Below are 20,352 nucleotides of genomic sequence, written 5' to 3'. Positions count from 1 at the left end.
CGGCTCAGGTGGCTGGGCCTCCGTCACGTCCGCGGGGGTCGTGGGTGACCCGCGCATTTACAGCGATGAAGAACCGGATATAACTGGCGTCGACCACCCGGTACCCCGTCCGGGTCGTCTGAACGGAGACCCGCGATGAAGCGTCTGCCCCGTACCGCCGCCGTCCTGGCGGCGGCCGCCGCCCTGGTCGGCACCACCGCCCTGCCCGCGCTTGCGGCGCCCCCGGTCGTGCAACGGCCGACCTACCGCAACCCGGTCTCCGCCGGCTTCGCCGACACGTTCGCCGACCCGTCGGTGATCCGGGGCAAGGACGGCTGGTGGTACGCGTACGGCACCTCCGACCCGTTGCGCGAGGGCAGCACGACCCCCGCGCAGATCCCGGTGGCGCGCTCGCGCGACATGGCCACGTGGACGTCGGTCGGCGAGGCGTTCAGCGCCGCGAACCGACCCTCGTGGGCCGCTCCCGGTGCGGCGCTCTGGGCCCCCGACATCCGTTACGTCGACGGGCAGTACCGGCTCTACTACGTCGTCACCGACACCACGCTCTACGACGCGAAGAACCAGACCGGCGACAGCGCGGTCGGCATGGCCACCGCGCCCACGCCGGCCGGCCCCTGGACCGACTCCGGCGCCCCGGTGGTCGCACCGCGCCCGGGCGCGGCCGGTGCGGCGGCCAACGACTTCCTGTGGACGTTCGACCCGAGCGCCGTCACCGACGGCGGCCGGCAGTACCTCTTCTACGGCTCCTACTACGGCGGCATCTACGTCTCCGAGCTCGCCGCGGACGGCCGGACCACGACCGGCAAGGCCACCCAGGTGGCGCTCGACAACAAGTTCGAGGGCGCGTACGTCGTGCGCCACGGCAGCTACTGGTACCTGTTCGCCTCCACGGCCAACTGCTGCGCCGGCCCGACCACGGGCTACTCGGTGCAGGTAGGGCGCTCGAAGAAGATCACCGGTCCGTACGTGGACGCGCAGGGCGTGTCCCTGACCGCCTCCCGGACGGGCGGCACCCCGGTGCTCAACCAGAACGGCAACCGCTGGGTCGGGGCCGGGCACAACGCCGTCGCGACCGACCTGGCCGGGCGCGACTGGATCGTCTACCACGCGATCGACCGCGGCGACCCGTACCTGAACGGCACCTCGGGCATCAACCAGCGGCCGATGCTCATCGACCGCCTCGACTGGGTCGACGGGTGGCCGGCCGTGCGCGGCGGCCGCGGTCCCAGCACGGGCGAGCAGCAGGGACCTGCGGCCGGCGGCCGCTGGTCGACCGACCTCACCTCCGGCCTCCCGGCGCGGTGGCGCACGACGGGCGGTTGGGCCCAGCGCACCGAGCAGCAGTCGGGCGGCTACGTCCGCTCGACCGGGGCGGCATCCGTCGTCAGCGCCCGCGTCGGCGCCTCGGCCCGGGTCGAGGCCGACCTGCGCTCGGCCGGGGCCGACCAGGGCCTCACGCTGCGCAGCGGGTCGACCACCGTGCGCGCGGTCGTCGACCTCGAGGCCGGCCGGCTCCGCCTCCAGGAGCGGCGCGGCGGGAAGACGGTCGACGCCAGCAGCACGCGGCTGCCGCAGGGGTACGCCGCCGACGAGTGGCACTCGGTCGCGCTCCAGGTCCGCGAGGGACGGGCCAGCGCCACCGTGACGCAGGCCCGGCTGGGCGACCCGGTCGCCAGCACGGACCTGCGCGTGCGGAAGGGCTCCACGGTCGACCGGGCCGGCGCCTTCGCCGACGGGGCGGGTGTCGACGTCGACAACCTGAGCGCGCTGCCCGTCGCCAAGCCGGTCACGCGGCTCGCGCCCACGCCCGTCCCCGACCGCCTCGACCGTGCGGCGAGCGACTCGTTCACCGGCAAGGCCCTTGCGCCCGGGTGGAGCTGGGTGCGCAAGGACCCGGCCGCCACGGTGACCGACGGCGAGCTGCGCTGGCCGACCGAGGCCGCTGACCTGACCGGCACCGGCAACGACGCGGGCGTGCTGCTGCGCGACCCCGGCGCGGGCGCCTGGACGGTCGAGACGAAGCTGACGATCGACCTGGGCACCGACGACGTGCGCAACTACCAGCAGGCCGGGCTCGTGGCCTACGTCGACGACGACCAGTTCGTCCGGCTGAGCCACGTCGCGATCTTCAACACCCGCCAGACCGAGCTCGGCCACGAGACGCCGTACGCGGGCGGGCTCTCCTACGGCGGCACGATCGTGGGCCCGCCGGCGCGCACCACCTGGCTGCGGCTGACGCACACGGTCGACCAGCGCAACGGCGAGCACGAGCTGCGCGGCTGGACGAGCCGGGACGGCCGGACGTGGGTGAAGGGCGGGGTCTGGACGTTGCCCGCCGGCTCCGACGTCAAGGTCGGGCTGGTCTCCCACGGCGGCGCAGGCGCGACGGCCCGCTTCGGCTGGTTCCGGGTCTACCGGTGACGGCACTGCGAACGCACCGGCGCACCTACCGCAACCCGGTCCACGCGGGCTACTTCGCCGACCCGTTCGTGCTCCGCGACGGCGACCGCTACCTCGCGTACGGCACGGGTGCCATCCTCGGCGGACTGGTCTTCGAGGTGCTCGAGTCGCCCGACCTCGCCACCTGGACGAGCCTCGGGGGTGCGTTGCGGCCCTCGGACCCAGCGCTCGGCAGCGACTACTGGGCGCCCGAGGTGGCCCACGCCGACGGCCGCTGGTGGATGTACTACTCGGTCGGGCACGGCGACGTGGGCCACCACCTCCGGGTGGCGGTGGCCGACCGGCCGGAGGGACCGTTCACCGACCTCGGGGTCGACCTCACGCCGCACGAGCGGTTCGCGATCGACCCGCACCCGTTCCGCGACGCCGACGGCACCTGGTACCTCTACTTCGCCCGTGACGTCCTCGACGCCGAGCGGGTCGGCACCCAGCTGGCCGTGGCCGAGCTGACCGGCATGGACGCGCTGTCCGACGCGGTGACGACGGTCCTGGCGCCGAGCGCCGACTGGCAGGTCTTCGAGCGCGACCGGGAGATCTACGGCGGTCGGTACGACTGGCACACGCTGGAGGGGCCGACGGTGCGCGAGCACGCCGGCACCTACTACTGCTTCTACTCCGGCGGGTCGTGGCAGGGGGCCGGGTACGCGGTCGCGTGGGCCAGCGCCCCCGGCCCGCGCGGTCCGTGGACCGAGCCGGCCGACGGTTCCGGGAGGCTGCTCGCCTCCGTCCCGGGCCACGTCCGCGGACCCGGGCACAACAGCGTCGTCACCACCGTCGGCGGCACGGACATGATCGTGTACCACGCCTGGGACGAGGGCCTGACCGCCCGGCAGCTCTGCATCGACCCGCTGCGCTGGACGCCGGCCGGCCCGGCGACCCCCGGCCCGACCTGGGAGGACCAGGCCCTCCCCGACTGAACTCGGCTCGGCCGCCCGGCCGGCGCCACGCCTCACCAGCCCAGGACGCCGCCCGCCTCCTGGAACGTCCCGGTGGGGCCGTCGGCGCCGATGGACGCCCAGCGGGCGATGACCTCGGCCCCGACCTCGACGGGCTGGCCGGTGCTGTGGTCGACGTCGCCGAGCTGGGTGGCGGTGTAGCCGGGCTCGACGGCGTTGATCTTCACCTCCGGGACCGCACGGGCGTACTGCACGGTCAGCATCGACACCGCCGCCTTGCTGGCGCCGTAGACGACGGCGGCGAACTGCGAGGCGGGGCGAGCCGGGTCGTGGTTGGCGGTGAACGAGCCGAGGGCGCTGGAGACGTTGACGACGACCGGGTTGGCCGAGCGCCGCAGCAGCGGGAGCGCGGCCTGGGTCGTGCGGATGATGCCGACCGCGTTCGTGTCGAAGACGGCCAGCGCGTCGGGCCCGTTCAGGGCGTAGCGGGCGATGCCGGCGTTGTTCACGAGGACGTCGAGCCCACCGTCGGCCTCGACCGTGGCGAAGGCGCGGGCGACGGACGCGTCGTCGGTGACGTCGAGCTGCACCCAGCGGGCGCCGAGCTCCTCGGCGACGGTGCAGGCGCCGGCCGCGTCACGCCCGGCGACGTAGACGATGTGCCCGGCGGCGACGAGCTGCCGGGCGGTCTCGCGGCCGAGGCCACGCGTGGCCCCGGTGATCAGTGTGGTGGTCATGGCTCCAGGCTGCGAGCACCGCAGGCCCTCGACCAGTCGTCTGCTTGTCGTAGGACCCGCAGGGCCAGGACCGCCGCGGACGGCGGGTGCACGCTGGGGTCGTGAGCAGCTCCGAGCTCGGCCGCGTCGTCCGCCGCTGGCGCGAGCGCGTCGCCCCCGGAACCGTCGGCCTGCCGGTCGGGCGACGACGGCGGGCGCCCGGGCTGCGGCGCGAGGAGCTGGCCGGCCTGGCCGCCATCTCGGCCGACTACCTGACCCGGCTCGAGCAGGGCCGGGCGACGTCGCCGTCCGTGCAGGTCGTCGAGTCGCTATCCCGCGCGCTCCGCCTCGACGACGCGGAGCGCGACGTGCTCTTCCGGCTGGCCGGGCACGTGGCGCCGGGGCCCGGCGTGGTCTGCTCGCGGGTCACCCCCAGCGTGCAGCGCCTGCTCGACCGGCTCGCCGACACCCCGGTCGTGGTCTACGACGCGACGTGGACGCTCGTCGAGGCCAACGCCCCGTACGACGCCCTGATGGGCGACACCTCCGGCTGGCAGGGCCTGGAGCGCAACGCGCTGTGGCGCCACCTCGTCGGGCCGGGCAGCCGGGCGGTCGCCACGCCCGAGGAGCACGCCGAGCTCAAGGCCGGTCTCGTGGCCGACCTCCGCGGCACCGCGACCCGCTACCCGGGTGACCCGGCCGTCGGACGGCTCGTGGCCGAGCTGGCGCGGCTGAGCCCGGAGTTCACGGAGCTCTGGGACTCGGCGGACCCCGTCGTGCGTCGCGACGGCACCCGCCGCAAGACCGTCGCGCACCCCACGGTCGGCCCGATCGCGCTCGACTGCGACACGCTCGTCGTGACCGCGGACGACCTGCGGCTGATGGTCTACACCGCCGAGCCGGGCACCGAGGACGCCGAGCGGCTGGCCCTCGCGGTCGTCCTGGGGACCCAGGCCTTCGTCGGCTGACAGCCCTCCGAGCGGTACCCGGTCCCGGTCGTGGGTCAACGCCGACCGGGACGAGGTACCGCTCGCGAGCGGCTGAGGTCAGCTGGCCTGGCCGCCGCCGGCGACCGTGAGGATCTCGCCGGTGACGTAGCTCGACTCCTGCGAGGCGAAGAAGACGTACGCCGGCGCGACCTCGGCGGGCTGGCCGGCCCGGCCGAGCGGGACCGACTCGCCGTGGCTCTCCGACTTCTCCGTCGGCATGGTCGCCGGGATCAGCGGCGTCCAGATCGGGCCGGGCGCCACGGTGTTGACGCGGATGCCCTTCTCCGCGAGCTCCTGGGCGAGGCCCTTGGTGAAGTTGATGATGCCGGCCTTGGTGGTGGCGTAATCGAGCAGCTCGGGCGAGGGCGAGGTGCCCTGGACCGACGAGGTGTTGATGATCACCGACCCGGGCTTCAGGTGCGGGATCGCGAGCTTGCAGAGCCAGAACATCGCGTAGAGGTTCGTCTTGAGCACCCGGTCGAACTGCTCGGTGGTGATGTCGGCGATGCCGCCCATCTGCGCCATCTGGTAGGCGGCGTTGTTGACGAGGACGTCGATGCCGCCGAGCTCGGACACGGCGGTGTCGATGACCTGGGCGCACACCTCCTCCTCGCGGATGTCGCCCGGGCAGCGCACGGCCTTCCGCCCGGCCGCCTCGACGAGCCGGACGGTCTCGGCCGCGTCGTCCTCCTCCTCGGGGAGATAGCTGATGAGCACGTCGGCGCCCTCGCGGGCGAAGGCCAGCGCGACGGCACGGCCGATGCCGGAGTCGCCGCCGGTGATCACGGCCCGCTTGCCGGCCAGGCGGTCGCTGCCGCGGTAGGAGTCCTCGCCGTGGTCGGGCTGGTCGCCCATGTCCTTCGTGAGCCCGGGGTGCGGGATCTCCTCGCCCAGGCTGGCGGGCTGGTCGTGCTGCTCGGTCGGGTCGGTCTGCTTGGTCTGGTCAGCCATGCACCTCTGGTACCCAGCCGAACCGTCCGTCACCCCGGACAGGCAGCCGCTCTCGTGATCCTGGGCGTCCAGCGTCCCGACGAGCGGCGGGGGCGCCGGGCGAGTTCCGGGTCACGACGCACCGGAGGTCGGTCGCGGTCCCCCACCGCGGCGTCCAGGTCCGGCACGTCGTGACCCCTGTGCCTTCTCGGAGCCGCCGGTCGCGCCGGTGATACCGCCCGTAGCCGAGCGTCATGCGCGCCGGCGTTCGTCCGAGAGGGCGTTCGTCCGCGGGGCGGGCCGCGAGCACGTCGCGACCCGCCCCGGTCGAGCGCCGTACGCCCCGTGCGGGATCAGCAGGAGCTGACGAGGTCCCAGCTGTCGGTGCCGGACTCGCGCAGCGAGACCACGTTGTACGAGCTGGTCAGGCCGAGCGCGTCGCGCGAGCCGCGGGCGTACGCGCGTCCGTAGAGGCTGACGGCCCGGTCGGCCGCGACGTGGGACAGCGTCGACGCGGTCACGCACGTGGTCGGGGTCGGGGTCGGCGTCCCGCCGCTGCCGCCCGTGCGGACGAGACCGGCGGCGAAGCCGACCGCCTGCGTCACCGAACCGTTGGTCTGGTAGCTGAGGTGGCCGCCGCTCCCCTCGCCCGCCGGGTTGGAGCCCTGCCGACCGCAGATCGAGTCGCTGACGTTGCAGTAGTCGCGCGACTTCGGGCCGTACACGGTGCTGGCCGTCGCGATGGTCCGCCCGCTGGCGCCGAGCGGGTTCCCGAACACGACCACCGCCGCGACGCGCCCCGACAGGGCGGACGGGATCGGGGTGCCGGTGGTGACGCCCGTGCGGATCCCGATGGCGATGTCGGTGACGGTGCCGCCCTGGGAGTAGCCGCCGATGACGAAGCGCGTGCCCGGGCACGAGGCCGCCACCGAGCTGATGTGGCTGGACATGTCCGTCGCGCCCGGCCCGGCGCTCGTCTGGGACGAGTTCGCGGCGTAGTCCACGGCGTACGAGCTGACCGAGTAGCCGCTGAGCTGCGACTGGAGGCCGCTGACCAGGGGGCGGCCGAGGACACCGAGCCCCGGAGTCTCTCCCGTGCCCCGGGCGAACACGACGTCGACGTCGCTGCAGGCGGCCTGCGCGGGGGTCGCCCCGACGGCGACCAGGCTGGTGAGGGCGAGGGCCGGGATGGCCAGCGCCCGGGTCAGCAGGGGGACGAGGCGGGAGCGGGACGGACGCACGGGGACTCCTGGGTCGGTGCCGGCGCGACCGTACGGGTGGCCGCGTGCGGGAACGTTCCCGCAGGCCCGAGTCTCGGGCCGTCCACCACCGCCTGACAAGCACCCCGACGGAGGTTCCGTGACCTGCGCAACGCCGCCTCAGTCGATCTGGAACCGGACGTCCAGCTCGTGCGGCGGCGTCCAGAAGATCACGCCGCCCTCGAAGTCGTTCATCCGTCCGCCCGGCGTCGAGGAGTCGCGCTCGTCGCTGGTCGGGTAGCCGAGCCGGCTGCGTTCCCAGCCCATCGCGGCCCACCGCTGGCGGATGTCGCCGTAGACCACGTGCGCCCCCGTCTGCGGGGTCCAGTAGATCGACCCGCGCTCGAAGTGGTTGTAGCGCCCTCGCCCGTCCGGCGTCGAGGTCTCGTCGGTGGTCGGGAAGCCGAGCACCCCGCCCACGGCGCGCCAGCGCACCCAGGCCAGCCGGATGTCGCCGTGCACCTCGAAGGCGCCGACGCCGGATTTGACGTAGATCGAGCTGCCCTGGAAGTCGCGGCAGCGCCCGCCCGGCGGGTTGGTGTCCATCTCCTCGCTGCCGGCCCCCTCGTCCTGGGGCCACCCGAGGAACCCGCCCGGACCGCCCAGGGCCGCCCACTTGTCGTCGATCGCGCTCATCGTCGCCTCCACCCGTCGTCGCTGGGTCAGCAGAGGATCGGGGCTCATGTCCGATACATCGGCAGCAGCCGAACCTCGACCCTTGACGACCTCGCCCGTCGCGGCGTTACGGTCGCCCCGTACGAGCGCAGGAGGCAGCGTGCCGCAGCTGGGGGTCCTGGGGACCGGGCAGGTCGGGCAGGCGATCGCGCGCCGGGCCGCCGAGGTCGGCTACGACGTCACGGTGGGGGCACGCAGCGCCGGGTCCTCGAGCCTCGCCGTCTTCGCCGGTGACCGTGGTGTGGCGACCGGTTCCTTCGCCGACGCCGTGGCCGCCGCGCCCCTCGTGGTCAACGCCACCAACGGCGCGGTGTCGCTGGAAGCCCTCGCGCAGGTGGGGCCCGAGGCGCTCGCGGGAACGACCCTCGTCGATGTGTCCAACGAGCTGCGCCCGGTCGACGGCGGCTTCCCTCTTCCGGTCGCGACGGCGGAGGACTCGCTGGGCGCCCGGATCCAGCACGCCTACCCCGCCAGCCGGGTCGTCAAGACCCTCAACACGATGAACAACGCCGTGATGGTCCGCCCGGCGAGCATCCCGGGCGACCACCTGGTCTTCCTCTCCAGCGACTCGGTCGACGCCAAGGACGAGGTCCGTACGCTGCTGCACGCCTTCGGCTGGCGCGACCCCCAGATGCTCGACCTCGGCGGCATCGCGACCGCTGCCGCGACCGAGATGATGATGGCGGTCTGGATGGCCGTGACGATCGCCCGCGGGCCCGGGGCCCCACGGTTCAACTGGGCGGTCCTGGAGGCCCAGACCCCCTGAGCCGCGCCTCGCTCGCGGACGGTTCGAGGGTCGGGGCCCGGGAGTAGTACAGTCATCCACCGCGGCTCCGAGGGTTCGGAGCCCAGCGGGCTGTGGCGCAGCTTGGTAGCGCACTTGACTGGGGGTCAAGGGGTCGCAGGTTCAAATCCTGTCAGCCCGACCGGCATATCGCCTGGTCAGAGCAGGTTTCGTCGCTCTGACCAGGCCCGGTCGAGAGCTCGGCAGACGGTTTGACTACGTGGCTGACCGCGCGCTCTCGCCGCTGGTGCGAGCGCCGACCTCGACCTCAGACCTTCTGGGTACGACACCAGGAGGAACCATGCCCACCCGTCGCACCAAGCGGGCGGACGGCCGCTACACCGTCAACCTCACCGTCGAGCACAGCGACGGCACCAGGAGCCTGACCCGGTTTCCCGGACACCTGTTCTGAGGCGAGGATCACCTCGGAGAGGAGTCCGCAGATGCCTGCTGCGAAGTCGCCGGATTTCCCGCGTCGAGCCTTGGACCTGGTCGCCGGGGGTGAGCCGGTCGCTCAGGTGGCGAAGAACCTGGGAATCAGTGAGTCGTGCCTGCGGCGCTGGAAGAGCCAGGTTGACATCGACACCGACCGGGTCGGGGGTCTGACCAGCGAGGAGAAGCGCGAGCTCGTCGAGCTGCGTCGCAAGAACCGGGTTCTCGAGACCGAGGTCGAGATCCTCAAGCGGGCCAGCGCCTACTTCGCCGGGAGACCGTGCTCCGAAAATAGGGTTCCGGCTGGTCTTCGAGCTGGCCGCTGACGGGGTTCCTGTCGCGATGGCCTGCCGGGTGCTGAAGGTCTCCAGAGCCGGTTACTACGAGTGGCGCGGCCGGCCGGCGTCGTCCCGTCAGATCGCCGACGAGCAACTGGTCACCACGATCCGACAGGTGCACCGCGACTCGCGCGGCAACTACGGCTCGCCGCGGGTGCACGCCGAGCTCCGCCTCGGCCTCGGCCTGGTCTGCGGCCGCAAGCGGGTCACCCGGCTGATGCGCGCCGCGGGCCTGCGCGGGGTGTGCCACCAGCGCAAGCACCACCACTTCAAGCCTGACCTCGCGACCCACGCCGACCTGGTCAAGCGCCAGTTCCGAGCCGACGCCCCTGATCGGGTCTGGTTCACCGACATCACCCAGCACCGCGCCGCCGACGGCTGGGTCCGCTGCTGCGCGGTGATCGACGCGTTCTCCCGCCGGTTCGTGGGCTGGTCGATCGCGGACCACATCCGCACCGAGCTCGTCGTCGACGCCTTGCAGTCGGCGCGCTGGCAGCGTCGGCCGCAGGCCGGCACGATCGTTCACGCGGATCGGGGCACGCAGTACACGTCGTGGCTGTTCGGCCACCGGCTCAGGGCGGCGGGGCTGCTCGGATCTATGGGCCGGGTCGCCTCCAGCGTCGAGTACGCGCTCGTGGAGTCGTTCTGGTCGAGCATGCAGCGAGAGCTCCTCGACCGCCAGACCTGGGCCTCGCGCACCGAGCTGGCCTCGGCGATGTTCGAGTGGATAAGAGGGCTGGTACAACCCCGCCGCCGCCACTCAGCGCTCGGCTATCGCAGCCCTGTCGAGTACGAAGCCCCTCACACCACCGTCGTCACCGCGGCATGATCACCACACCCGACGTATCCGGAGAAGCGGGTCAGGCTCCCTCCGCTCGACGGTCGACTTGCGAGCTCCGCTCGACGGTCGACTTACGGCAATCCGGCCGCCCGCCCGACGGACGTCTTGTGGCACGGGCTGGGCCCCGTCTGCTGCCCGGCGGGCGGGGACGGGTGAGACTCCTCCTGGCCACCAAGGAGGAGGTGCGTTCGTGCCGGACTTGTCGTCGATTGAGTTCTGGCCAGCGACTGGGCATCAGCGCAAGCCTTGGGTTGCCGAGACCGAAGTCGATGCTTGGGTGAAGTCGTCGCGCCGGGTGTGTGAGCTGTATGGCGAAGCGCTAAAGCACGTGAGCCTGCCCAGCCGGGTAAAGGGACTGCGTCTGATGCCTGGCCGTGGTCCCGGCCCGGACGTGGTGGTCCACGCGTTCGCCACGGCTGACTTCGAGGGGGCTCGCATCGAGGTGCCCGCGTCAGTCAGAAACCTCACCCCGCTTGTCCGGGCACGACTGGTGCTCGACGCCACCGACCTGGTCCTGCGCGAGCTCGCGGCCGCGAAGGGCTGGCCGTCTGAGGCGGTCGCGGAGACGAAGCGGCGGGTGTTAGCGTCGGGCCTCCACTTCAAGTGGGAAGGACGCACGGTCGCGGCGCGTGATCGGCGCCGTGCAGCGCGGACACGCTTCTGGCTGTGTGACGACGGGTTCGGACGCGTTCAGGTTGAGTTGCTCGATCGAGTAAGCGGGCAGGTGATCCGGTCGAGCGCGGCCCTAGATGCGTACAGCACGGTCGAGAGCTTTGCGCGGACCTCGAAGAGCCTGCGCTGGCTCGACGCCGAGACGTTGACTTTGATCAACGTCAGCGACGGGTTCGGCTTGTTCGAGGAGAGCACCGTCCTGAAGGTGACGCGCGACTTTCAGTCGCATCCTCGGCTGTCTGCTCAGCTGCGCCCGCGGCGGGTAGCGGCCTCGGCCCGGGTCCCTGTCGTCGTGACGGCATAGCCCCTCATCGTGGGCGGCACCGAAACCCGTGGAACGACCTCTGAGCGGAACGGTCGTCGTTCGAGATCCGTTCGGCACCCGAGCCAGTTATCCGTTCAACATTTGTCATACGCGCACTACAGTGGGGACATGCCAACGAGCATCGGCCTTCGTCTCACGCCCGACGACGAGCGGATCCTCAAGGAGTCTGCGCTTCCTGGCGAGACCACGACGGAGACGCTCCGTCGTGCACTGAGACTCCTCGACCACGACCGGTGGCTGCACCAGTTCCGCGCCGATGCCGAAGCACTGAGGGGCGAGGACCTCAACGCAGAGCCCGACGCCTGGTGATCCGCGGCGCGGTCTACCGGATCGACCTAGGCCGACCTCGAGGTCACGAGCAAGCCGGCCGGCGCCTCGGGCTCGTCGTCTCGCCGTCGGACTCACCGCTCTCCGTTGTCACGGTCATCCCGACCTCGACCTCGGCAGGCCCCTCGATTCATCGTCCCGAGTTGGAGATCGAGGGCCGGCCGACGCGGCTCCTCGTCGACCAGATCCGTTCCATCGACACCGACTACGTCGTCGGGGATCCCGTCGACTACCTGAACCGTGCCGAGCTCGCCGAGGTCGAGCTCGCCCTCGCGCACTACCTCGGAGTCCAGGACGCCAGCCCCACGCGCCCCTGAGGCCACAAGACGCCGAGGCGGGTTTCGGGCTGCGGTCAGACAGACGGTGACGTCACCCTGACTCGGATGAAGCGCCCTGGCGCTGGGGCACCGCACTCCCCCACGCACCCCTCCCCGCCTTGCGTATGCCAGAGCCGGACCCGTAACGCTGGTCGACGGATTTTGACAACGCGTCTGACAACATGTCGTCAGCGAAAACGCTCGAAGCCGCCTGTTGCCGGTCGTTGCCCGACGTCGCCGAAGTGGTCTCTGACAAGGGACGACGGTACTCTAGAGCAATAGACGCTAACACCTGGAAACACCGCCCAGGCGGTCTGGGGGTCAAGGGGTCGCAGGTTCAAATCCTGTCAGCCCGACCGGTATGTCGCCTGGTCAGAGCAGGTTCCACTGCTCTGACCAGGCCCGGTCGACAGCTCGGCAGGGCGTGCGACAACGCAGCTGACTACGCGACAGCGCCAGCGAGCGAGCGCCGACCAAGACCTGCAGACCTTCGGTGGTGGGAACCGGAGGACCGTCCGCACGTCGCACCATGCGCGCCGACGGCCGCTATGCGGTCACCCTGACCGTCGAGGGCTCAGACGGCCCTTGCACGACGGGTGTTCATCTACGCACGCAGGCCGAGGCCAAGCGCAGGGCCGATGCCGCTCGCGAAAGGCTCGAGCAGGGCGCACCGATCCGGGACGCCACCTGTACGTCAGCGACTGGCTCGCCGAGTGGAGGGGAACGTTCCTCCAGGCCAGCGACCGCGCTGCTGGGTGTCGTCGCTTAGCCCCCCTTCACCGGGCCTTCTTGCGGACGGGTCTTACGAGAATCCACGCGCAAAGAGTGCGAGAGCCGCTGCGGATGAGAGCCGTCTCTCCAAGAGAAGGACGGCTCGCGACAGGGCGAGCTGTTGTGGGGTGAGACGGACGGCGGCCGCCAGCGCCTTCGACGTCAGGGAGAGGCCGAGAATGGTCTGACGCTGTCGTCGACGTGAGGGGCGAAGGATCGTGGTACGTGTACGGGTGCCGATCGTCGACGCCGTCGAGTGGGAGCCGTGGCTGGAGAGCCAGTTCTCGAGGGCAGCGCACGCAGCGGGCCTCGGCTACGACGGGGGTGAGGAAGAAGACGATTTCGAGGTGCACGACTTCTTCGACGGCGACAACGCCGCCGAGGTGGGCGTGGTCCAACGCTTGGTCCTTGACGTCCTGACGCGCCGCAAGAAGCCACGGACGGTGACGGCCACAGGCTCTGGTGAGGTCACCGTCGCGGAGGCCCCTGACAGCCCATGGCTACGCGCATTGATACCCAGCGACCACTCCTACCTCCGAGCCGTGCACCGACGCGCGAAAGCTGCCTGCAGCGACCCCCAGCTCCGCGACTGGTGGAGCGAATCGGGCTACAAGGGCCTGTGGTTCCAGCTACGACCCCTCGAGCAGCCGAAGCGTCCCTGGCCGTTCTCGCGCGAACCGGGTCAGATCCTGTTCACGCTTGCCGCGGTCGCTGAGCTAGCGATCCTCGACGAGGAACGGCCAGCTCGCGCTGCTGTCCGCGCCGCCGCCGAGCAGACGATCGACGCGGTGCTCAGGCAGACGGCCGCCCACCTGGGCAGACCACTCCCCGTCTAGGTCGCAGCACCCTGAGTTGCAGACCCCAGGGGCAGCCGTGCCGCGTCGATGTCTCAGCAGAGGGACGGCTTACGGCGGCTTATCGGCGACTGTTGTCCAACCGCAGCCGAGTTCCTACTCCTACGCTCCGCCACTGTGATGAGTCCGCAACCTCAGACGGCGGCAACCACCTCGGTTTTCGTCATACGATATGGCGGTGAGCACGCGCGAGACGATCAACGGAGTCCCCGTCACCGAGGAACAGATCGACGCCTGGGCTGCAGAGGCCGACGCCGGCTACGACGTCCAGGAGCTGAAGAGGCGCGGCCGCGGCAGACCAGGACGAGGAGCCGAACCGTCGCAGGTCGTAGCTCTGCGGCTCACGGCTGCAGAGCTCGCAGAGCTCGACGCCCGAGCGGCACGCGAAGGCAAGTCTCGATCCGAGGTCATCCGCGAAGCCTTGGCTGCCTCGGCTGCGTGAGAGTTCACAAAGCCGCGCTCAAGCACGGAGTGCGAGAGCACGACGCCATCCAGGCTGCGACCTGGTCCCTCTGGGTCGAGGACCTTGACGACGACAGCCCTTCTCGACAACTTCGGCTCGGGTTCGACACCGTCGGCCGTCTCCTGGAGACGGTTGTCCTCGTCTTCGACAGCGGGAACGAACTCGTCATCCACGCCATGAAGGCTCGCCCGCAGATGTACGACCTATTGCCGTAGCAGCGTCCGTCTGACCATCACGCTCGCTCCGCTCAACGGTCGGCTTTTGCGAACGCCGCTCGACGGTCGGGTACCGGTGAAAGAACAGGCACAACCGCCTGACTTGTCGCAGACTGCTGCGATGCGCTTCGGCTGGCGACGCTCGACACGGCAGGCGCCCGTGGAGACCGTGTCGGCCTGGGGCGCCTTCCCCCCTCTTCCTGACGGAGCCAGCGAGACAGAGGTCTCGAACTACCTCGATCGATGCTCGGTAGCCCGAGTCCTCGTCGACGCCGAGAGCCAAGTGACGGTTGAGCTACTCGACGTCGAGCAGCAGACGTGGACGTTCCACTTCGGACAGGCCGGCTTGTCCGTCTCGCGGTGGCCCGATCCAAGCCCCCACGCGAGGAGGAGCTCACTTAGCGGTAGCGACTGGGAGGCCGGAATCTTCTACCTGAGCACCTCAAGTGGCATGGCAGACCATGGTCGTCTTCTCTACGAGGTGGAGAGCAAGGTCAGCATCCTCATCGAGGCAGACTCCGTAGTCGTCACTCCGCCGGTGGACACCCCGGAGCACGGTCTTATGAAGCGCTAAGCGTGCCTCGCAAGAGGGCGGTTGAACGCGAGGTGTGAAACGCCTTACGCGCTCGCACGGCTGCCCGTTAGCCGGTCGATGCTTGCGAGCTCCGCATGGGGGTCGGCTCGGCTCTCGGAAGCCGAACCAGCCTGGAGGCAGGCTCCTGTTCCGGACGCGAGCCCAAGGGCAGCCACCGCGCCGCGAACCTCGTCCGACTCAGGGGCATGATGGCGCGATGCAAGTTCTAGCAAGGCCACAGCTGGAGGGCACGACGGGGAGGCGACCGTGCTGCCGATCACCTCGACCCTGCCGGGCGTCACCGCCAAATCGGGTGTGATGTGGGCTGTGCTGCTCTTTCCGGAGGGCGAGGCCAGGTATTTCCTTCGGTCAACAGTCGAGGTGACGGAGTGGGAGGATGCGTAGTTTCGACGCCGCGAACGCAGCGGAGCCAGGTGTGACCTCCCCAACCGCGTCGCCCGCAAGCAGGCTCGACCTTCGCGACGTCGACCGCATGCGCGCGCACCTCGCCCGCAGGCTCGAGGTGCTGGAGCAGACAGACCAGCATCACCGCGGCGGGCAGCTCGACTTCACCGAGCGGAGGATGGACGAGCAGAAGCCGAGTGGCACGCGCTCGTACATCCTCGCCCACCAGCTCATCGGCACCGCAGTCGAGAACTACAACGCCGTCTTCTCCTTGATCGAAGGCGCCGGGGGGGGTCACGCCGGACGCACCCCTCAATCTCGTCAGGCCGGCCTTCGAGTGCGCGTTTCAGGCTCTCTGGATACTCGACGCGCATGACCCTCGCGAGCGCCGTCTTCGCGCCCTCAGGATCGCCTACGAGGACAGCAGACAGCGCGACGCCTGGACCAGAACGGCCATGGCTCTGCCCTTCCTTACTTCGGAGATGAGGGCCGAACTCAAGCGGAAGTTCGGGAAGGCCCAACTGGCCTACCAGAGGGACGCTGCAGCACTCGGCGTCGGCTGGTCGGAGGTCAAGACCAAGCTCGTCACCGCAGACGAAATCCTGAAGCTGACCTTCGTCCGCGTCGACTGTGACAAGGTGCTCGGACCACTCATGGTGCTGTCCTGGCGTCAGCTCTCCGGCTACCAGCACGGTCACATCTCAGCGATCATCGGCGGTTCAATGAAGACGGCCCAGGCGGACATCCCTGGGGGTGCACAAGCACAGCTCACTATCGATGACAGCAGCTTCGGCAGTGCCCTGCAGAGCGCGGCCCTGATGCAGGTTTGGGCGGTCGAGACCTTCATCCGAAGGTGCCGGCAGCCGAGCAGCGCCATCTAGTTAATCCAAGGCGGCCTCGGCAATGAGTTCGAGGTCGGAGTCTTCGCCGTGCGGCGTAGACCGCGGTGAGGCCCGGCTCGAGAGACCCTGCGCCCGCGAACCACCAGCAGCTGGGTGTCCGCTCACAACGCCTTGGTAAACGATCTCCGTAGGACGGTCGGCGTACGGGCTCCCTGCGACGTATCTTCGGCCACCCTCTGGTCGACCGAGGTCTTGTGGGTCGGCAACCACCCGTCCCGAGGCGAGCGAGTGACGCCCTCTTTGAGAAAGAGCTCGGGAAACCCGCCTCAGCGCCGGTAGGCGTCGCGCCGATGGTCGACGTCAAGGACGTGCACGACCTGCTCGTCGTCGTCGATCCGGTAGCGGACGCGGTACTCCCCCCGCCGGGCCCGCCACTGCCCGGCGATCGGCGGCCGTAAAGGCGCGCCGACTCGTCGAGGATTGCTGGCCAGCGGACCGAACAGGAACTCGACGCACGCCGCCGCCACCGCCTCGGGAAGCGTCTCTGCGAGTTGCCGTGCTGCGGTGCGCGTGACGAGGACGCGATGCGACACTCAGCGACCGTCACGGCGTAGCAGCGCACGCACCGCCGCTTCGTCGAGCACGTCGCCCGCCTCGATCTCCGCCTCCGAGCGCCGGACACGACGCATGGCCTCGGGATCGCTCAGCAGCTCCAGGGTCGCCTCCATCGCCTCGAGGTCCTCAGCCGCCAGCAGCACCACGTAGTCGCGGCCGTTGCGGGTGACCTGCACCCGCTCGTGCGTGGTCGCGACCTCCTCGGCGATCTCCGACAACCGTGCCTTCACCTCGGACAGCGGCAACGTACTCATAGACCAGGATTCTAGTCCGCTCGTAGCCCTAGGCGGAACTCCGCCTCGGTTGAAAGCCCGGGCCCGCGCACGCAGGGAGCGCGTCACCCTCGCCGCTCCCCCACCCGCCTCGACGGGGTCGAGCGAATGCAGCTGGCGCCGCGGTCGCAGCAGCCCTCGCGGCCGGCGCGTTCGATTTGAGGGTCTGGTTCTGACCGCCCGTCTGACCGCGTGCGGTCAGCGAAAACGCTCGGAGCCACCCGTTGCCCGTCGTTGCCGGATGTCTCTGAACTGGCGTCTGACCAGGCCAAACGCTAATCTGGAGCGGCAGACGTCGACACCCGGGAACACCGCCCAGGCGGTCTGGGGGTCAAGGGGTCGCAGGTTCACATCCTGTCAGCCCGACCGACAGATCGCCTGGTCAGAGCGGGTTCGGCGGGTTCGGAGAAGGTTCCGGACCCGCCGCACGGCCGCTTCGACAGCCGGTCTGACAGCCGGCCGTCACGGCCGGGGTGGGCGCTGCACCCCGCCCTCAGGCCGTTGGTGGCAAGAGCGGAGCGACGCGCGACCCGGGGCCTGCGTACACACTGGCCGGTTACGGGTCACGGGCACCGGGTAGCAGTGGCTGCGGCAGCAGCGGCCAGGCCCGCGAGACTTGAGCTCCGACTCCGTGAGGGGGCAGCGCCATCTGCGGCACCGGCTGTTCGACACCCCTCACCCCGTCGAACCCACCCATGAGGAGAACCAGATGAGCGACCAGTACACCTTCGCCGACCCGACGAAGCTCTACAGCGGGATCGAGACCAAGGAGGAGTACCAGGAGGGCTCGGGGCTCGACGCCGAGCTCGAGAACCGCGCGGACCTCGGCGAGAAGACCTATCGCGGCACCGGGCGGCTCGAGGGGCGCAAGGCTCTGGTGACCGGCGGCGACTCCGGCATCGGCGCGGCCACGGCGATCGCCTTCGCCCGCGAGGGCGCCGACGTCGCCCTGTCCTACCTGCCGGAAGAAGAGGAGGACGCACGGCGCATCGTCGACCTCATCACCGGGGCCGGGCGGAAGGCGGTCGCCCTGCCCGGCGACCTCACCGACCCGGCCTACTGCAGAGACCTGGTGGCGCAGGCGGTGGAGCAGCTCGGCGGGCTCGACATCCTGGTGAACAACGCCGGCAAGCAGCAGAACCAGGACTCGCTGACCGACATCTCCGACGAGCAGTTCGACGAGACCTACCGGACCAACGTCTACGCGATGTTCCACGTCACGAAGGCCGCCCTGCCGCACCTCGCGCCCGGGTCCTCGATCATCAACACGTCCTCGATCCAGGCCTACCAGCCCTCCGAGAACCTCGTCGACTACGCCTCGACCAAGGCCGCCATCAACAACTTCTCCAAGGGGCTGGCCCAACAGCTCGCCCCCAAGGGGATCCGCGTGAACGTCGTCGCGCCGGGCCCGATCTGGACCCCGCTGCAGACCGCCGGCGGGCAGCCCACGGAGGACCTGCCCGAGTTCGGCCAGAGCACCCCGCTCGGCCGTCCCGGTCAGCCCGCCGAGCTCGCCCCGGCCTACGTGTTTCTGGCGTCCTCGGAGTCGAGCTATGTGAGCGGCTCCACCCTGCACGTCAACGGCGGGATGCCGACCCCCTGACCCCACCGGCTCCCGGAGTTCTGCGGACACGCGTGCGGCGGGCGTCGTGCGCCCGCCGCCCGTCGTGCACGGGTCAGCCCTCTCCGCCGCAGCTCACGCGGTCACGTCGAGCGTGGGCATCGTGGCCCAGAACGCGCACTTGTGCTCGGCCACGTAGGTGGCGTCGCTGATCAGGGTGCTCTGGCCGCCGGCCCGCAGCGACATGACCCTGCCGTGGTGGTGGCCCTTGGCGCGGTAGCGGACCCAGGTCGGCTGGTCGGGAACGCTCGGCTTGCCGTCCCGGGTGAACGAGCCCCAGGAGAGCGTCATCTCGCGCGAGAGACGCTGCTCGGAGGCGTCGAACAGCGGCGCGATCGGCGTGCCGTTGTTGAAGCTCGGCCAGATGTAGGCGAGCTCGGCCGCGTGACCGGCACCCCATACGTAGCCGGGGACGGGGGTCAGGCCCGGGCCCCGCTGGTGGTCGAACTCGTACGCGTACGTCTTCGTGTACTTGGCGAAGGTGCGGGTCAGCGTCCGGTTGGTGCAGCCGCCGATGCCCGCGATGAGCCCGGAGTCGGTCTCGATGCCGCCGACCAGGTACGCGGCCGTGAACGTGTTGGAGGTGGACGGCCACCGGTAGTGGCGCAGGACGTCGTCGGCCCGGCTGCCGAACGTCGAGCGGACGAAGTCCTCGTAGTCCGAGCGGCTCGCGCCGATGAAGTCCTGGGCGAAGGTGCGACCCTCGTCCCGGTTGGCCCCGACGAGGATCGGCACGTGCCGGAAGTCGCCCTTGGCGACGGCCTTGGCGGGAGCCACCGGGAACGCCGGCGTCCCCGACACGAAGCGCGGGGAGAAGTCGGTGCTGGCGTCCAGGACCGTCGCGACCGACGCCGAGCGCAGGCACGCGACCGCCGCGGCCGGGTCGGGCTTCGCGCAGCCGGCCGTGGTGACGTACGCGGCGCCGCGCTCCCCCGCGCGAGCCGGAGTCTGGCTCGGGCAGGATCCGCTCTGGATCATCGCGCGCCGGAACAGCCCCTTCGACCCCCGCGAGACCAGGTGGCCGCAGACCGACCAGCCGCCCGCGGACTCGCCGTCGATGGTCACCTCGGACGCGCGGCCGCCGAAGGCCGCGATGTTGCGCTGCACCCAACGCAGGGCGGCTTCCTGGTCGAGGAAGCCGTAGTTGCCGGCGTTCGCGTCCTCCGCGGCCAGACCGGGGGTGCGCAGGAACCCGAACACCCCGAGGCGGTAGTTGAGGCTGACGCCGATGACGCCGGTCCGACCGACCAGCGGGGACTCGTCGTTCTGGGCGCCGCTGCCGTTGACCAGGCCGCCGCCGTGGATGAACACGTGCACCGGGAGCCGGTCCTTCGACGTGGTGCCGACCGGGCGCCAGACGTTGACGACCAGGCAGTCCTCGGTCTCGCTGCGCGGGCCGTTCGTGCTCGGCAGCACCGGGCAGGCGTTGCCGAAGGTGCTGGCCTCGCGCACCCCGTCCCAGGAGGCCGGGGCCTCGGGCGCCTTCCAGCGACGAGCACCGGTGGGAGCGGCGGCGTACGGGATCCCGAGGAAGCGCTCGACGCCGTCCGTCGCAGCGCCCCGGACCGCGCCGTGGTCGGTGGTGACGATCGGGGCGGTGCTCGCGGCGGCCGGCGCGGTCGGCAGGGCCGTCGCCGCCAGCACCAGCGGGAGCGCTGCCGCGGCGAGCCACGTTCGTGGGTTCGGGGGTCGGCGAGTCATGGTCAGTCCTCCACGGTGAGGTACGACGACGTCGCGCGCTGTTCGCGTGAAGCCCAAG

At 70.8% G+C, this 20,352-nt stretch carries 22 protein-coding genes and 1 tRNA gene; 16 read left to right on the top strand and 7 right to left on the bottom strand.

Going from position 1 to position 20,352, the window contains the following annotated elements; all coding sequences use genetic code 11:
* The first annotated feature begins 135 nt into the window (after window positions 1-135).
* Window positions 136-2,421: a glycoside hydrolase family 43 protein gene (locus tag BMY04_RS09780; RefSeq protein ID WP_091179270.1), complete on the top strand. Its 2,286-nt coding sequence runs from the start codon at window positions 136-138 to the stop codon at window positions 2,419-2,421.
* Window positions 2,418-3,377: a glycoside hydrolase family 43 protein gene (locus tag BMY04_RS09775; protein WP_091179269.1), complete on the top strand. Its 960-nt coding sequence runs from the start codon at window positions 2,418-2,420 to the stop codon at window positions 3,375-3,377. The genes BMY04_RS09780 and BMY04_RS09775 overlap by 4 nt, the downstream gene beginning before the upstream one ends.
* Window positions 3,378-3,409: 32 nt before the next feature.
* Here the strand turns inward: BMY04_RS09775 and BMY04_RS09770 are convergent, their stop codons facing one another.
* On the bottom strand, window positions 3,410-4,093 hold the full coding sequence (locus tag BMY04_RS09770) for an SDR family NAD(P)-dependent oxidoreductase (RefSeq protein WP_170854068.1): 684 nt from the start codon (window positions 4,091-4,093) through the stop codon (window positions 3,410-3,412).
* A gap of 101 nt (window positions 4,094-4,194) precedes the next feature.
* Between BMY04_RS09770 and BMY04_RS09765 the strand changes: the two genes are divergently transcribed.
* A complete protein-coding gene (locus tag BMY04_RS09765; RefSeq protein ID WP_091179268.1) occupies window positions 4,195-5,040 on the top strand; it encodes a helix-turn-helix transcriptional regulator in 846 nt (281 codons plus the stop codon).
* Between the two features lie 78 nt (window positions 5,041-5,118).
* Here the strand turns inward: BMY04_RS09765 and BMY04_RS09760 are convergent, their stop codons facing one another.
* The 3 genes from BMY04_RS09760 to BMY04_RS09750 all read right to left on the bottom strand — a co-directional run bounded on the left by BMY04_RS09760 (window position 5,119) and on the right by BMY04_RS09750 (window position 7,934).
* Entirely contained in the window at window positions 5,119-6,012 is an 894-nt protein-coding gene (locus BMY04_RS09760) for an SDR family oxidoreductase (protein ID WP_091179267.1), read from the bottom strand.
* A 332-nt stretch (window positions 6,013-6,344) separates the two neighbouring features.
* Window positions 6,345-7,232 (bottom strand): cutinase family protein, encoded by an 888-nt coding sequence (locus BMY04_RS09755; RefSeq protein ID WP_091179266.1) that lies wholly within the window; start codon window positions 7,230-7,232, stop codon window positions 6,345-6,347.
* A 138-nt stretch (window positions 7,233-7,370) separates the two neighbouring features.
* Window positions 7,371-7,934 carry an LGFP repeat-containing protein gene (locus BMY04_RS09750; protein WP_091179265.1) on the bottom strand — a complete coding sequence of 188 codons (564 nt, stop codon included), beginning with the start codon at window positions 7,932-7,934 and terminating at the stop codon, window positions 7,371-7,373.
* Between the two features lie 91 nt (window positions 7,935-8,025).
* Here BMY04_RS09750 and BMY04_RS09745 point away from each other — a divergent pair, with 91 nt between their 5' ends.
* The 12 genes from BMY04_RS09745 to BMY04_RS09685 all read left to right on the top strand — a co-directional run bounded on the left by BMY04_RS09745 (window position 8,026) and on the right by BMY04_RS09685 (window position 16,124).
* Window positions 8,026-8,691: an NADPH-dependent F420 reductase gene (locus BMY04_RS09745; protein WP_198410039.1), complete on the top strand. Its 666-nt coding sequence runs from the start codon at window positions 8,026-8,028 to the stop codon at window positions 8,689-8,691.
* Between the two features lie 86 nt (window positions 8,692-8,777).
* Window positions 8,778-8,851: transfer RNA gene (locus BMY04_RS09740), tRNA-Pro, on the top strand.
* 301 nt (window positions 8,852-9,152) lie between these two features.
* Window positions 9,153-9,467, top strand: a complete 315-nt coding sequence (locus BMY04_RS09735; RefSeq protein ID WP_091179263.1) for a transposase — start codon at window positions 9,153-9,155, stop codon at window positions 9,465-9,467.
* 16 nt (window positions 9,468-9,483) lie between these two features.
* A complete protein-coding gene (locus BMY04_RS09730; protein ID WP_091179261.1) occupies window positions 9,484-10,308 on the top strand; it encodes an IS3 family transposase in 825 nt (274 codons plus the stop codon).
* Window positions 10,309-10,510: 202 nt separating this feature from the next.
* Complete coding sequence (locus BMY04_RS09725) at window positions 10,511-11,296, top strand: hypothetical protein (RefSeq protein WP_139209815.1); 786 nt, start codon at window positions 10,511-10,513, stop codon at window positions 11,294-11,296.
* Window positions 11,297-11,425: 129 nt separating this feature from the next.
* Entirely contained in the window at window positions 11,426-11,626 is a 201-nt protein-coding gene (locus tag BMY04_RS09720) for a hypothetical protein (RefSeq protein ID WP_091179683.1), read from the top strand.
* Window positions 11,551-11,961: a type II toxin-antitoxin system PemK/MazF family toxin gene (locus tag BMY04_RS09715; protein ID WP_332452319.1), complete on the top strand. Its 411-nt coding sequence runs from the start codon at window positions 11,551-11,553 to the stop codon at window positions 11,959-11,961. The genes BMY04_RS09720 and BMY04_RS09715 overlap by 76 nt, the downstream gene beginning before the upstream one ends.
* Before the next feature lie 1,004 nt (window positions 11,962-12,965).
* Window positions 12,966-13,568, top strand: coding sequence for a hypothetical protein (locus BMY04_RS09710; RefSeq protein ID WP_091179254.1), 603 nt, complete (start codon window positions 12,966-12,968; stop codon window positions 13,566-13,568).
* 196 nt (window positions 13,569-13,764) lie between these two features.
* On the top strand, window positions 13,765-14,028 hold the full coding sequence (locus BMY04_RS09705) for a ribbon-helix-helix protein, CopG family (protein ID WP_091179252.1): 264 nt from the start codon (window positions 13,765-13,767) through the stop codon (window positions 14,026-14,028).
* Window positions 14,029-14,424: 396 nt separating this feature from the next.
* Window positions 14,425-14,838 carry a hypothetical protein gene (locus BMY04_RS09695; RefSeq protein ID WP_091179247.1) on the top strand — a complete coding sequence of 138 codons (414 nt, stop codon included), beginning with the start codon at window positions 14,425-14,427 and terminating at the stop codon, window positions 14,836-14,838.
* 397 nt (window positions 14,839-15,235) lie between these two features.
* On the top strand, window positions 15,236-15,619 hold the full coding sequence (locus BMY04_RS09690; RefSeq protein WP_139209814.1) for a hypothetical protein: 384 nt from the start codon (window positions 15,236-15,238) through the stop codon (window positions 15,617-15,619).
* Between the two features lie 79 nt (window positions 15,620-15,698).
* Window positions 15,699-16,124, top strand: coding sequence for a hypothetical protein (locus BMY04_RS09685; RefSeq protein ID WP_091179241.1), 426 nt, complete (start codon window positions 15,699-15,701; stop codon window positions 16,122-16,124).
* A 287-nt stretch (window positions 16,125-16,411) separates the two neighbouring features.
* Here the strand turns inward: BMY04_RS09685 and BMY04_RS09680 are convergent, their stop codons facing one another.
* Both BMY04_RS09680 and BMY04_RS09675 read right to left on the bottom strand, forming a co-directional pair.
* Window positions 16,412-16,678: a type II toxin-antitoxin system RelE family toxin gene (locus BMY04_RS09680; protein WP_091179237.1), complete on the bottom strand. Its 267-nt coding sequence runs from the start codon at window positions 16,676-16,678 to the stop codon at window positions 16,412-16,414.
* Window positions 16,679-16,954 (bottom strand): type II toxin-antitoxin system Phd/YefM family antitoxin, encoded by a 276-nt coding sequence (locus BMY04_RS09675; RefSeq protein ID WP_091179234.1) that lies wholly within the window; start codon window positions 16,952-16,954, stop codon window positions 16,679-16,681.
* 727 nt (window positions 16,955-17,681) lie between these two features.
* Here BMY04_RS09675 and BMY04_RS09670 point away from each other — a divergent pair.
* Complete coding sequence (locus BMY04_RS09670) at window positions 17,682-18,575, top strand: glucose 1-dehydrogenase (protein ID WP_091179233.1); 894 nt, start codon at window positions 17,682-17,684, stop codon at window positions 18,573-18,575.
* 93 nt (window positions 18,576-18,668) lie between these two features.
* Here the strand turns inward: BMY04_RS09670 and BMY04_RS09665 are convergent, their stop codons facing one another.
* Window positions 18,669-20,294 (bottom strand): carboxylesterase/lipase family protein, encoded by a 1,626-nt coding sequence (locus BMY04_RS09665; RefSeq protein WP_091179231.1) that lies wholly within the window; start codon window positions 20,292-20,294, stop codon window positions 18,669-18,671.
* Window positions 20,295-20,352 lie beyond the last annotated feature (58 nt).

Origin of the sequence: Microlunatus flavus (assembly GCF_900110855.1) — a bacterium.
GTDB lineage: Bacteria > Actinomycetota > Actinomycetes > Propionibacteriales > Propionibacteriaceae > Microlunatus > Microlunatus flavus.
Note: the sequence above shows the minus strand (reverse complement) of the source record. Positions and strands in the feature narration are given on the sequence as shown.

Bases quoted from the DNA above. Each gene is read 5' to 3' on its own strand.
- BMY04_RS09780 (WP_091179270.1), top strand. From the start codon at position 136: ATGAAGCGTCTGCCCCGTACCGCCGCCGTCCTGGCGGCGGCCGCCGCC.
- BMY04_RS09770 (WP_170854068.1), bottom strand. From the start codon at position 4,093: ATGACCACCACACTGATCACCGGGGCCACGCGTGGCCTCGGCCGCGAG.
- BMY04_RS09760 (WP_091179267.1), bottom strand. From the start codon at position 6,012: ATGGCTGACCAGACCAAGCAGACCGACCCGACCGAGCAGCACGACCAG.
- BMY04_RS09750 (WP_091179265.1), bottom strand. From the start codon at position 7,934: ATGAGCCCCGATCCTCTGCTGACCCAGCGACGACGGGTGGAGGCGACG.
- BMY04_RS09735 (WP_091179263.1), top strand. From the start codon at position 9,153: ATGCCTGCTGCGAAGTCGCCGGATTTCCCGCGTCGAGCCTTGGACCTG.
- BMY04_RS09730 (WP_091179261.1), top strand. From the start codon at position 9,484: ATGGCCTGCCGGGTGCTGAAGGTCTCCAGAGCCGGTTACTACGAGTGG.
- BMY04_RS09720 (WP_091179683.1), top strand. From the start codon at position 11,426: ATGCCAACGAGCATCGGCCTTCGTCTCACGCCCGACGACGAGCGGATC.
- BMY04_RS09690 (WP_139209814.1), top strand. From the start codon at position 15,236: ATGCGTAGTTTCGACGCCGCGAACGCAGCGGAGCCAGGTGTGACCTCC.
- BMY04_RS09685 (WP_091179241.1), top strand. From the start codon at position 15,699: ATGGCTCTGCCCTTCCTTACTTCGGAGATGAGGGCCGAACTCAAGCGG.
- BMY04_RS09675 (WP_091179234.1), bottom strand. From the start codon at position 16,954: ATGAGTACGTTGCCGCTGTCCGAGGTGAAGGCACGGTTGTCGGAGATC.
- BMY04_RS09670 (WP_091179233.1), top strand. From the start codon at position 17,682: ATGAGCGACCAGTACACCTTCGCCGACCCGACGAAGCTCTACAGCGGG.
- BMY04_RS09665 (WP_091179231.1), bottom strand. From the start codon at position 20,294: ATGACTCGCCGACCCCCGAACCCACGAACGTGGCTCGCCGCGGCAGCG.